This is a genomic window from Mycobacterium sp. 012931 (genome assembly GCF_000419295.1).
Lineage (GTDB): Bacteria > Actinomycetota > Actinomycetes > Mycobacteriales > Mycobacteriaceae > Mycobacterium > Mycobacterium marinum.
Genome location: NZ_AOPX01000001.1, coordinates 4,919,357 through 4,931,861 on the forward strand (window position 1 = coordinate 4,919,357; position 12,505 = coordinate 4,931,861).

Annotated in this window: 10 protein-coding genes and 2 pseudogenes; 1 reads left to right on the forward strand and 11 read right to left on the reverse strand. The window is 65.0% G+C overall.

What is annotated here, in order from left to right:
* Nucleotides 1-13: 13 nt before the first annotated feature.
* From MMSP_RS21620 to MMSP_RS21650, 8 genes and pseudogenes are all read right to left on the reverse strand, one after another.
* Nucleotides 14-361, reverse strand: a complete 348-nt coding sequence (locus MMSP_RS21620; protein WP_020788342.1) for a YbaB/EbfC family nucleoid-associated protein — start codon at nt 359-361, stop codon at nt 14-16.
* On the reverse strand, nt 330-1,859 hold the full coding sequence (locus MMSP_RS21625; protein WP_235065811.1) for a hypothetical protein: 1,530 nt from the start codon (nt 1,857-1,859) through the stop codon (nt 330-332). Before MMSP_RS21625 ends, MMSP_RS21620 begins: the two co-directional genes overlap by 32 nt.
* Before the next feature lie 78 nt (nt 1,860-1,937).
* The gene (locus tag MMSP_RS21630; RefSeq protein WP_020788343.1) at nt 1,938-2,534 is read right to left on the reverse strand and encodes a hypothetical protein; all 597 of its coding nucleotides are present in this window, start codon (nt 2,532-2,534) and stop codon (nt 1,938-1,940) included.
* A gap of 222 nt (nt 2,535-2,756) precedes the next feature.
* Nucleotides 2,757-3,371 (reverse strand): hypothetical protein, encoded by a 615-nt coding sequence (locus MMSP_RS21635; protein WP_036426853.1) that lies wholly within the window; start codon nt 3,369-3,371, stop codon nt 2,757-2,759.
* A gap of 81 nt (nt 3,372-3,452) precedes the next feature.
* Complete coding sequence (locus tag MMSP_RS21640; protein ID WP_012393193.1) at nt 3,453-3,767, reverse strand: ESX-1 secretion-associated protein; 315 nt, start codon at nt 3,765-3,767, stop codon at nt 3,453-3,455.
* A gap of 75 nt (nt 3,768-3,842) precedes the next feature.
* The gene (locus MMSP_RS28985) at nt 3,843-4,352 is read right to left on the reverse strand and encodes a hypothetical protein (RefSeq protein WP_020788345.1); all 510 of its coding nucleotides are present in this window, start codon (nt 4,350-4,352) and stop codon (nt 3,843-3,845) included.
* Between the two features lie 251 nt (nt 4,353-4,603).
* Nucleotides 4,604-5,080, reverse strand: a pseudogene (locus MMSP_RS29970) (EspA/EspE family type VII secretion system effector); the annotation flags it as partial.
* A 787-nt stretch (nt 5,081-5,867) separates the two neighbouring features.
* Nucleotides 5,868-8,597 carry a helix-turn-helix transcriptional regulator gene (locus MMSP_RS21650; RefSeq protein ID WP_020788346.1) on the reverse strand — a complete coding sequence of 910 codons (2,730 nt, stop codon included), beginning with the start codon at nt 8,595-8,597 and terminating at the stop codon, nt 5,868-5,870.
* 613 nt (nt 8,598-9,210) lie between these two features.
* On the opposite strand from MMSP_RS21650, the gene MMSP_RS27655 reads away from it, so the two are divergent.
* Complete coding sequence (locus tag MMSP_RS27655) at nt 9,211-9,387, forward strand: hypothetical protein (RefSeq protein WP_020788347.1); 177 nt, start codon at nt 9,211-9,213, stop codon at nt 9,385-9,387.
* Nucleotides 9,388-9,407: 20 nt separating this feature from the next.
* Here the strand turns inward: MMSP_RS27655 and MMSP_RS21655 are convergent, their stop codons facing one another.
* From MMSP_RS21655 to MMSP_RS21665, 3 genes and pseudogenes are all read right to left on the reverse strand, one after another.
* On the reverse strand, nt 9,408-10,685 hold the full coding sequence (locus tag MMSP_RS21655) for a CdaR family transcriptional regulator (RefSeq protein WP_020788348.1): 1,278 nt from the start codon (nt 10,683-10,685) through the stop codon (nt 9,408-9,410).
* 64 nt (nt 10,686-10,749) lie between these two features.
* Nucleotides 10,750-11,629, reverse strand: a pseudogene (locus MMSP_RS21660) (3-hydroxyacyl-CoA dehydrogenase family protein).
* Between the two features lie 97 nt (nt 11,630-11,726).
* The gene (locus MMSP_RS21665; protein ID WP_036427476.1) at nt 11,727-12,500 is read right to left on the reverse strand and encodes an SOS response-associated peptidase; all 774 of its coding nucleotides are present in this window, start codon (nt 12,498-12,500) and stop codon (nt 11,727-11,729) included.
* Nucleotides 12,501-12,505 lie beyond the last annotated feature (5 nt).

Consider the following 12,505-nt stretch of genomic DNA (forward strand, 5'->3'; position numbering starts at 1 on the left):
CAGACGTTGTTCGTTACGTGATGCCCAGCCCCTTCTGGAGCTCACTGGAAATTCCGGCAAGCGACTCGAAGAACTGCTGCTGGCGGGCCTCGATGCCCGCGGACGCGACGGCATCCGCATCTTGGAGCGCCTCGTTGATTCGCTGCTCGACGGCTTCAGCGCCCAGCCGTAGCAGACCTTCTTCGATATGCAGGTCGGTGAGCCACTGGCGTCCGTTCAGAGTCACGTCGACGGTCTTGGCTTCGTCGGTTCCGGCGAAGGATCCGCTGTTGGTCCGGTGCATCTGGTCTTCAAACGCGGACTGGAACTGCTGCGCCTGGCGCAATGCCTCAGCCACCTGCGGGTGCATCTGGGTGCCCATTTGGAGTCCTTACTGTTGGAGCCGGCCTTGCTGTCGGGCCCGGCTTTGCTATCGGGGGCGGCACTCGCGTCGGGCCGGCGACCTCGGCGGCGGATTTACGTGGGCGTTTGCCGATGAGGCCCTCGGTCCACGGCCGCTCTTCGGTGTAGAGCAACTCGTCCCCCGGCTCCGCGCGCTTGCCCTTACCGGTCTGCCCCGGGGCCTGTCCGGCGCCGGGGGCTCCCATGGGCGCCATGCCCGCACCGCCCGACCCCATCGCGGCCCCCGGCGCGGCGCCAGCCCCCAACAGATCGCGGCCACCGTGCTGCGATGAGATAGGCCGCATCGACGCAGCTCCAGCTCCTCCGAACGAGGCCGGTTTGAGTTTCGGCGCCCCCGCCGAAAGACCCGTCCCACCGCCGCGACCGGCAAAGGAATCGGCCAAGGTATTGCCCGGCAGCTGGGGGCTGCCGGCGAACGGCACGACGGGCATGTCAGTGGGGTTGGGCAGGGCCTCGTCCACTGGCCAGTCATCAGCCGGGGCGGGCACCGGATCGGGCCCGGGCGGCACCACGATCTGCTCGGGCGGCTTGGCCTGCGCGGGCGGATCGATTTTGACCTCATTGGCTTTGGGAGGCTTGGTTGGCTGCACGGGCGGCAATGGAAAATTCGCCGCCCGTTCGTATTCCGCCAGCTCCTCATCCGATGTTTGCTGCAGCACCGCATAGATCGCAAGGATCTGGTTCCGCATATTCGTGACATCAGCCTTGGGGACGCTGCAGTACAGGTCGTCGAGGTCTCTCAGATCCGCGAAGCGAACCGTCTTTCCCTGGAACTGGATATGGCTGGCATGAAGCTGGCGTTGCGCGGCCGCAACCGTTTGGGCCTGACTCGCCATGGTGCTACACAAGTCCGCCATCTGCCGCAGCCACGCGATCTGCCTGTCAAAATGGTCCTCGACGGCCGCCGCCGCTTCACCGTCCCAACGCTGAAAGGGTCCGAAGCGGTCGGTGGCCTCCAGCAGCTTCAGCCGATAGTCCAGCCACGTCCTCGCGAAGTTTTCGAATGAATTGCCGTTGTCGGCCCACTCGATGGTCAATGCCCTGACCTTGAGATCTGCGTAGCCGTCAAGGCGGTGATCAGCTGCCATTGTGGAGACCCCGGCGTCGTCGAATGCCTCCGTTTCCGGCTCCGCGCCTGCGGGGCCGGGGGTCGCCGCCGACACCGAGGCGCTGCCCGTGTCGAGGTCGGCCGCAGCGTGCTCGTCGACTTCCTCGTAGGCCTTGGCCGCGTTCCTCAACGACTGCGCCAGCCGCGCCCGCTCCGTGTCGAAATAGCCCAGATACTTGCGCATTTCTCCGGCGGAGCGCGCAAGCTCTGCGGCAGCTTCCTTAGCCGGTGCGAAGTCGCACGGGGGCTGGGGATCTTCCGTCGGCAGTCCGGGTATCGGAGCCTCCAGCCGGACCGCTCTGGCCAAGAGCTCCTCGCCTTCCACGGCGAGCACCTGTGCTAGCGTCACGCGAATCCTCCTCCTAGGGGCTATTGAAAATCCTGAAATTCACCGTCAGTGGCTGATAGACGCTGATAGACAATGAATTCAGTGTTCGAGCTGCAGAACGGGTCCGTCTTCGGCGGGTTCGGGCGCGGTCCCCGGGCCCTGCTGGGCCATCGACGCAACCCCCTGCAGCTGCCCCATGGTCTGGTTGACCAGGTTCGCGTACTGAGAAGCGTGTCCCGATAGCGTCGCGGCCTGCCCCGGCAGCGAACCCATCTGGGCCATGGTGGGCAAGGTGAACCTCGATGCGATCGGTATCTCGGGTTCAGCCGCCAAGCCATATCCGAGGGCCGCACTGCCCGCCATCAAGGCGTTGCCGCGAGCGGCATACTCGGACGTCGTTGCGGCGGAACGGAATTGGAACTGGCCCAATTGTTTTCCGAGCGACTGGTCGGCTTCCGCATAGATCGCGGCGGCGGCGACGAAATTGGACCCCGTCTTCGTCAGGGCGGAGTTGACGACGGGCAACGAGTCGGCCACCGGCGACTCGATAATCGGCAAGATTGCGTTGATGGCTGCCGACGCGGAATCCAGTCCGGTCGCAACGATCGGCGGCGGGGGCGTCGGCAAAGTCAGCTCCGCCAAATCGATTCCAGCAATCTTCAGGCGGGAAGAATCGATGACCAGCTCCTTAGCCATGTCCAATCCCCTTACATGTGTTGCTATTTGAGCTAAGGCGGCCCGCGGCCGCCGCACCTGTCTTCGTGGGGTGGGCCACAAAACGCCTGAATCCGCACCTAGCGCAGGCGTTGAGGCCCTGGGATCACCGTCGATCCGGTCAGAGTTACGAATCTCGCGATCGTCGGCTCGGGTTGCATCCGCTACACGGCCGAGGCGTCGAAATCTGCAGCAGTTCCTCAGCTATCGGTATCGGGTGGAGAAAACCTCTGCTTGTTTTGCGGTGGCCTGTTCTTCGGACATCAAACCCATGGTGTTCTCCATGAAGTCACGCAATACCTCGCGCTCGTCAGTGCCCATCTCCGCCAAGGGTTCCCACTCGGAATAGCTTCCCAACATATAGCTGTGTTGGGCCGCCAACCCGTTTTGTCGAGCCAGGGCCGCGATTACCAGTACCTCCTCGGCGAGCTCGGCTTCACTCATGCTGGTCACCTTTGCCGACAGAGTGACTCGATGGATCCGGCCGTCCATCAGCGCCGACACCGACACCGTCCCAGGGGGGTTGACGACCGTGAACAGCGGGGCGCCATTCGAGTCGACGCCTTCCTCGGCACCCGCCGTCTCGGCGGCACCGTGGGGCTCTTCGATCTGCAATGGGGCGGTGTCGGGCTCGGTGTCTTCGTCTTCGACCTCGCCAGGCATGAACTGATCCATCGCATCGATGTCCGGTACTGGGTGTGTCGGGTCATCGGTGGCAAAGCCATCCAGGGCATCCGACTCCGCGCCGTCTTCGCAAACCTCCTCGGCGACAAAGAAATCCAGGTCGTCGAGATCATCGTGGTCGTGGTAGAGCGACATGGTGTCCCTTCTTTCTGCATCTGAAGCGCTAATGGTCGACCCCGGCGCGGTAACCATGCCCACCAGCGGGTTCCGACCCGATCAGCGCTCAATGATCTGTTTGTCGAGGCTTTCGCCGGCCTGCTCGTCGACTCCCTGGTATGCGCTGCTGGCGGTGCGTAGCTTGGCGGCGAGCTTGCTAGAAGTCGTGTTCATGCTGTTGGCCGCCGCGCGGCGGGCAGCCTCGGCATTGGCAAATGAGGTGTTGGAGGCTCCACTGATCACACCGTGAGACACCCAGACCTCATTCTTGAGATTCGTGGACGCGGCACCCGCAGATGCTGCAGTGGCCGCCGCTTGGGTCTGTGTGGCGGCCAGTGTCTGTAGGTATTGCGGTGTGACAACCAAGTTCGCCATGGATCTATCTCCTCGTCATATCGTTTCTGTGCGCTATCGCATCGGCCTGCAGCGGCTTCGACTCGACGGCGAGCGTCACACGACCTGCTGCGCAAAGATCGGCTGCTGCGCCGGTGGGGTGTCAGCAGCGGCCGCTTCGATCGGTGCACGCCCGGCAGCTGCGCCGGCCGAGTCCGCCCCGGCGCCCTCGACATCTTCAACAGTGGTGGCCTCGGCCTGCGCGGTGTCCTCGGCGGGAGCAGTCCCCTTGCCCTGTTGGGCCATCGATGCGACCTGCTGGACCTGTCCCATCGCCTGGTTGGCCAGGTTCGCGTGCTGAGAGACATGCCCCGAGAACTTTGCGCCTTGCCCCGAAATCGCCATCAGTTGGGCCAGGGTGGGCATGGTGAACGCCGACGTCGCCGACGGCGCATCTTCGAGCGGCACAGCCTCATCGGCGGCAGCGCTGTAGAACGCGGATTCGTCCGCGGCGCCGCTGGCGCGGCCGAGCGACCCGGCCGCCTCAGCTGTGAACGCCGTGCCCGACGCCGCAAAGCTCGAGATCGCCGACTCGGCCGACGCGGGCATATTGGCCGCCACCGGCATACTCGGGTCCGCTCCTTGGTACGGATCCCAGGGAGCACGGTGGAAAGCAGGCCCATGGCGATGGCGATGCCAAGCCCACTCACCGTGAATCCGAAAGACCAGGCCATGGCTGGGCCGGCCGGTACCGCAAACATCAAGGCCATCTCAACCGCGAAAGCCGCCAGAAGTAGGTTCTTGAGAATCGCAATCCCCAGGCGCCCATGGGTCACCCATTCGGCCTGATCTTTTACCAGGGCCGCGAACTTGACGTCGAGCTCGGCGAGCGCTTGTCCGCGATTCTGCAGTGCCGTGTTCTGGCTGGCATAGGCATAGGATGCCGAGCCCTGCCAACTGTTATCCGGAAGGGCCGACCCCAACTGTGCCTGAGCCTTGGCGAACTGCGTCGAGCCGACCAGGAGTTCATCTCCTTCGGCTGGCGGCCCGAACCCCATCAACGTCTCCAACACTTCGACGATGTTGATCGTCCAGAGGATGGCACTGGCCCCTTGCGCCGCTTTTGAACTGGCAAGACTGGTCAACTGAGAGTGACCTACGCGCTTCGCCAGCGCCTGCGGCACCCAAGTTTGTCCGAAAACAGCGGTCAGCCCGTCCGAGGCCATGCCGGTCGCACTCGCCGCGAGATATTCAGGGTTAGTGAACTTTGGATCATTAACTCCGACGAATTGTTGACCAAAACTGCCGAGGTTGACGATGGTCCTAACCGCAGCGGCGATTAGTCCTGCAGGCATAGAGATGTCCTTACTGTTCGTTCTTGGCGATTCGGCGCCGTACGGGTGCCCCCGCGGGGCGACCCACTTCCATCACATCGTCGTGAGGCAACGCGGCGAACTGAATTGGCTTCGCACGCGCCGCCACACGCGCGGCCCGCCGGCCGACGCGGCTGGTGATCCAATTGCCCTCGCCAGGAATGGTTCACACACGAACCGAACGTGGCTCGAGACGGCAAATCCAGTGCGAGGTGTCCGGGCAACGTACGTTGTCGCGCCAGACGTCGGCAGGCTCCCCCGACCGCGTGCCACTGGGCGCAGCTGGCTGCGGCATGGGTGAATACCGGGCGACCGGTTGGGATTCGGCGCGGACATCACTGCTGGGATTGATATTCCAGTGTCCGAGCACCGCGCGGTGCGGCAACAACGCGAGGGCGCCAGGCATCATCGGGGCAACCTCGCCGGGACGCGGACACGGCTGGCCAAAGCCCATGGATGAACACCACCGGTGTCCACGTACACGGCATTCGCTGCTCCTTGCCCTAGTCCCGCTTCATGGCGGTGACATGCCAAGGGTTGCACCTGGCGAACCGGGCGGCATCGGTCAGATGACTCAATTGCGTGAGGTAATCGGAATCAGCCGATACGGCTGCGCACCAACGGTGCGTTGCGATAGACGCAGCTTTGCACCGATCTACTCGTTTGTCAGGCGTTTTGCCACAAGTGCGGCCCGTCATGGTCGGCAACCGCACCGCGTTCGGGCCGCTTGGAGACGTCGGTGGTTGCGCTGGCCGGCGGATGGAATCAATCAGATTTGATCGGGTGCCGCATGGATGGCGTCGAGGGCGTCATGCAATCCGGCCCGGTTTGTGACCCCCAGTTTGGGGAACAACCGATACAGATGTGCACCGACGGTGCGCGGCGACAGGCATAGCCGTGCGGCTATCTCCTTGTTCGACAGGCCTTTGGCGGCCAATTCGGCCACCAGACGTTCCTGCGCGGTGAGCGGAGCGGGACCCACCGCGGCCGAGTGGCGTACCGCGGTACCCGCGGCACGCAGTTCATTGCGCGCCCGCTGGGTCCACGGTTCGGCGCCCAGACCGGCAAAGATCTCCGCGGCTGCACGAAGCACAACGCGGGCGTTGCGATAGCGGCGCAGCCGGCGGAGGCGCATTCCGTACGCCAGCCGAATACGGGCGTGCTCGAATGGAAATGAAGCGACCGCCGGATGGCCAAGTACCTTCTCGAACAACGCTGGAGCCCGCTCGTCCGAGGCACACAAGGCCTCCGCAGCACCGGTTGCGATGGCCAGTCGCGGCGGGGCGTCGGCGAATTGCAGGCGCTTGGCCGCCCGAACGTGCCGGCGCGCCTCGTTGAGTCGATCCGTATGAACCGCAGCCTCGACGAGATCGAACAGGGTGCGGGTGGCGTGCAACGCGAACGGCGGGAACTCCCCCGGCGCCGTGATCGCGGTGGCCTGCAGGTAGGCCGATTCGTAGTCGCCTTCGGCAAAGCTACACAGGATCGCGATCTGCGCGACGGCCCCGGTGAGGAAGCCGACCCGCCGCGGCTCGGCCCATACCCGCACTTGGGCGGCGAGCTCACGGGCCCGCACCACATCGCCGCGGCAGGCCGATATGACACCCAAATAACCTCTGAGCTGATAGCCAAACAGCTCGTAGTGGTGCTGACTACACAACGCCACGCCGCGCTGACTGGTATCGACCGCCTCGGCCCACTGACCGCTGGCCAGCTGATAGGCCGTGACCAACGCGAGCGTCGCAAGCGCAATGGTGGCCGCGCCGCCCTCGATTTCGCGGTCAGCCAGCGGAACCAGTACCGAACGAAAGTCGTCGATCAGGTCCACGTAATAGCCGGCCAGGGCAACGCGCATCACATCCCATGGCTCCAGCTCCGCCAACCGATCCAGTTGCTCCTTCAGCCGCTGCGTCACGGTGCGGCCGCGGCGGGCCGCATCGGCCCAGGCGTCGCGGTAGATGACGCTCAGCTCGCCCAGCCGGTCGGCTAGCGAGTCGACCAGGCCATCGGTGATCTGCCACAGCGCGGGGTCCGCGGCAAACATGCTGACCGCGAGCAACAGGTTGACCATCCGGGTCAGGGTTTCGCCGTCGAGGTCATCGGCCGATTGCAGCCGCTCAACCAGGCGACGATGTGTCGCGGTGACATCTCCATAGCGGTATAGCGAAATGAAAGACGTGATCAACAGCGCACTTGCCGACGCGCCGCCACCCAAACCCGCATCGGCCAGAAGTCGCTCGGCCTCGTCGAGTTGCGCCGCCTGCAACGCAACAAAGGCCGCGCTGGCCAGCAACTGTTCGCGACGCCGTGGTCGGTCGCTCAATTCACCCGCGCGCCGCAGCAACTCGATCGCCTGACAGGCATCGCCGCGGCGGATCGTCAGCTCGGCCGCCGCGGCGAGGGTATCGACAACCGCCGGATCGGGATCGACGGTGGCATGAGCGAGATAGGCGGCCCGGCGCACCACGTCATCGGGATACAGGTCGGCCAACTGCGCGTAGGCATGGCGCCGCTGCCCGGCGGTTGAGGTCTGGATCACTGCCGCACGGGCCAATGGATGCCGGAAGACCAGCTCACCGCGGTCGACCACCAGCACGCCGTGTTCGATGGCGGCGTCGACTCCCTGCATCACATACCGCGTTCGCGGCGGCGCCGATGCCACGCCACCCGTCGCGGCCCCATCCAGTGCGCCGCGCAGCAGTTGCGCCTTGACCGACTCGTCGAGTTTGTTCAGCCGATCACCGAAGATGGCCACCAGTCGCTGAGTCAGCGGCAACGGCGCGTCAGGCGCCCAGCTGTTCTCCAACGCGCACCGCGACAGCTCGGCCAGCGCCAACGGATTTCCGGCGGCCTGCTCGAGCACCCCAACGCGCGCGGAGTGCGGCAGGTCGACGTCGAGTTGATCCAGAAACCGCTCGGCCTGCTCCGGGCCGAGCGGAGCCAGCACCATCTGCGGCCATCCCCCGTCCGCCAACGCATTGGGGACCTCATTACGGCACGCAGCCAGAAACCGCACCGCCGCACCGTCGAGCCGCCGTCCGGCCATCGCGATGACCCGTGCGCTGACGTCGTCGAACCAATGTGCGTCATCGATAACCACCAGCAGCGGCGTCACCTCACTCGCCAACGCCAACAGGTTGAGCAAGGCAAAGGTCAGCGCGGTAACTGTCGGAACCCGGTCGGGTACCACACCCAGCACCGCCGCCAAGGTGCGCTGATCATCGGCGCCCAGTTGGGCGATGAACTCCCGCAGCGGGTAAACGAGCTGGCTCAGCCCGGCCAGCACGAAGGCCGCCTCGGCTTCTACCCCGCTGCACCGCAGCACCCGCCTGCCCGGTACCGCAGCCCGCTCCGACAATGCTTGGACCAGCATGGACTTGCCGACACCGGAGTCGCCTCGCAACGCCAGGCAACCGTCAGCGGTCCCACCGTTAACAAACGACTCCAGCGCGGCTAGTTCATCGACCCTTTCGATAAGACGACAACCACCCAAGTCCACAAAGTCATTTCAGCAACCAAAGACCGATGATCCGCGAGTACGGCAGCGACCTGCCAGTGAACTGACAGCTACCTGCCAGCAAGCGCGCGCATCGGGCCAGGTGGAGCGGCCCGCGTGACCGCCCAGGACTGGCAGCTTCCGTCAGCCCTGGACAGGACTGCGGCCGGGCGGATGGCCGAAAGCGGCCGCCGGAGAGTTCGCAGGCAGGTCCGCAAACTCTGCGTCGCGTTCGATCACCGGGTAGGGCCGCTACCCGATCACCCGGACCGGCACCCAATTCGGCAAAGACCGACTGTAAGTCATTACAGCGCAAGGTAATACGCTCCGGATGGCGATCTATTGATGCGACGAGGTTGGCGCTCAGGGCGGGCACGGGCCCTTTTCAGGATTGGCCGGGCGCGCTGACCATGGTGGTGCCGCCGATGGGTTTGGGTTCGTCTCCAGACAACAAGTCTGGACCCAAAGTTGGTCGCTTGACGACATCGCAGCGCGCTCGGACTGCAATTAACTTACGTACCGAGCGCAACGGTGCGCATTCGAATAACCCACAGCCACAAACTAATTCCGCCCCACTGCGTCCTAGATCGGTGGCGCGGAGAAATGTGAGTAGATCATGACCGTCATCCCGCCGTACCTGACCATCGCCGGAATGCTTGCTCTTGTCTTGTTCCCGCTGATCGTGCCGGCTTTGATCACGCTGGTGCACACCGTCACCGACCCGGGCTCGCGGGCAGCCCGGTACCTGCGTCGCACCCGGTCTCAGGGGCTGGCGGTTCCCGAGGCCGGATAGCGCGGCCCGGCCGTCCTGGCCTACTTCGACTGCAAGACCGAGCCGCCGTACCAGTGACACACCAGCAGCGCGAGTTCGACATCAAGGCGGTCGCTACCGATCGCCCGGCCACGCCGGGCGACGGCGCGGCCGACGCGATACTTCACCGTGTTGAAATGCATGTTGAGCCGCTGCGCGGCGAGCTTGTAGCTCGACCCGCACGCCAGGTAGACGCGCAGGGTATCGCGCAGCCGCGCGTCGCTATCTCCGTCGCGCGCCAGCTCGCCCAGGACTTGGGCCACCCACTCTCGGGTGCCGGCCAGGTCACCACCAAAACGCGCCACCACCGACAACCCGGGTTCACCGGCGCTGATCATCAGCGGCGGGCGGCGATCGCACAGGATCCCAACGCTGCGAGCTTCGGCCGCCTCCCGGTGCGATCGGCGAAAGCCGTCCACCCCACTGGCCGGTGTTCCGATCGCCACGTTCGGTGAATCCGGGCGAGACCGTACGAAGTCAGCGACCGCCGCCACGGCGCGCTCCGGCGCCGCCCGGTACGGCAGCCACCCCCATCCGCAGCTCGGGTCAGCGGCCACGAACAACGGGCTGGCGTCGACTCCGGCGGCTTCGCCCAGTTCCCGCAGGAAGCGTTGCAGCCTGGGCAGTTCGTCGACTTCCGAGCCTTGGTCGGGATACCACATGACAAGGGCGAGATGGTGCCATCGCAGCGGATGACGCACCGAAGTGATCGCCGCGTCGGCGTCGATCTCCTTGTCTGCGGCCAGGATCTCGCGCACCCGCACGCCACGAAGACTGTTCTGGTTTTCCAGCCAGCATTCGCGCTCGTCTTCGTAGACGACGACCTGCTGCGACATCCAATCGATGTACTCGAACATCGCGACACTGATCGCTTCGATAACCGGCACCCGCATCGACTCCGGGATGTCGGTGGCCCGCAACTCGTCGAAGATCAGCTCGTTCATCAGGCGCTGACCCAGCCGATACGCCCGCACCAACGCGTTGCCCGGCACGCCATGCTGCGCCAGTCGGCGCGCGTACTCCAATGCCGTGGTGGGCGCCTCGACTCGCTCGACGGCGATGTCGTAGCGCAGCGCATGCAGCATCGTGTCCACGTTGGCCTCGATGCTGGTGCCCAGCAATTCCTCGATGCGAAGGTCGCCGCCGAGTTCGGGAATGGTGCGCTCCAACGAGCGCCGAATGTGGGAAGCCACCTCGCCCAACCGGTCGTGCAGTCGCACGGCGACAGCGGCGACGTAACGGCTCACCCCGACCTCACCATCGAGGTGCGGATTCTCCACGTCCTCGACGTTAGCCCTTGCCGTCACGTTTCGGTGCCAGCAAGACGGTCCCGGATTCGCGCAGCTACGTATCCGACGAATTCGGGTAGGTGTAGAAACCTTCGCCGGTCTTGACACCGAGCTTGCCCGCGTCAACGTAGGACCGCAGCAAGTCCCGCACGTTTGTCGGCAGGTACGGAAACTCGTCGGCATAGTGGTTTTCGATGTCGAGCACGACGTCCAGACCGACCTGGTCCATCAGCTGGAACGGCCCGGCCGGTACCCGCCAATTGACCTTGAACATCCCGTCGACGTCCTCTGGGCGGGCCACTCCCTCGGCGACCACGGCCAGCGACTCACGTTTGATGGCGGCCCAGACCCGATTGAAGATGAAGCCGGTGCACTCCCGACGCGCCTCGAAAGGATGCACGCCGAATTCGGGCAAAGCGGTCAGCAGGGTATCCAGGAGACCACGTTCGGTCTCGCCGTCGGACATCAGGTCCAGCGCATTGAACTGAGGCGGCATGTAGAAATGCGTGTTGCACAACCGGGTCTTGTCGCGCACGTTGTCGGCCATCAGCCGGGACGGGAAGGACGACGAGTTGGTCGCGAAGATGGTGTCCGGCGGCGCCGCCTGATCGATCTGGCCCCACAGCGCAGTCTTGATCTCCAGCTTCTCGGGAACGGACTCGACCGCCAGCCATGCACCCTCTAGTGCGGTCGCCAGGCAATCCGTGGCCGTGACACTACCGACTTCACCGAAACCTCTGTCCTGCAGCAGCTTCGGCAGATTGTCTGCCACATACTGCGTGGGCCCGCTGTTCGGCGCGGCGCGCATAGATTCGCACGGTCCCGCCACGGCTGGCGAACATCAACGCGATACGGCGCCCCAAAGTGCCCGCGCCGATCACCGCCACCGGGCGGCTACGGATGTCTGCAAAGGTGTACGTGTATGCGCCAGTCACACCCGCATGCTAGGTCCGCGCGGGATGCTCGGGCGGTGTCGCGAAAGCACAAAGATCGACAGCTTGTTGTCTTGCCGAGACAGCCCGTACCGGCGCGCTAGAGCAGCGTGATCTGTCCGGGCTGCGGCTTGGCCGGCTCCAGCAGCTCCGGCCCGTTATTGCGCACGCTGTTGACCAGCGTGGACACCTCACGAAACGCCATGTCGCGCACATCGGGCGGATGGGACAACAGCGCCGGGTCCAGCGGTGCATCCGGGTTGAGCCAGGCGTCCCAGTCGCCTTCGGACAGCATCAGCGGCATCCGGTCGTGGATCCCGGCCAGTTCGCCCGCGGCATCGGTGGTGATGATCGTGGCGCTCAACAACGGGGCGGCCGCGTTATTCGGCTTCCACACCGACCACAGCCCGGCCATGCACACCGTGTTGCCGTCAGCGCGATGGATGAAGAAGGGCGTCTTGGCAACCTTCTTGCTCCCTGCGCCGCTGAGAACGTCGGGGTTGGCCCGCCATTCGTACCAGCCGTCCATCGGCACCAGACAACGCTTGTGCTGCGCAGCGCCACGAAACGCCGGCGACGTGGCGACCGTCTCCGCGCGGGCGTTGATCAGCAGCGGCCCCTTGCCCTCCGGTGCACCCTGAGGCCCCGGTTTGGCCCACGACGGCACAAATCCCCAGCGCATCATCCGGACGCGGCGAGTCGGCTCGTCATCGGGCTCGCTGTGGCGGGTCACGACGGTGGCGATCATGTCGGTTGGGGCCACGTTGTAGTTGGGGGCGAAGCCATCGGAGGCCGCGCCGCTGGCTTCGTCGATGGCGTTGATCTTCTCGGCCAGCAAGGCCGGATCGGTGGTGACCGCAAACCGTCCACACATGACTC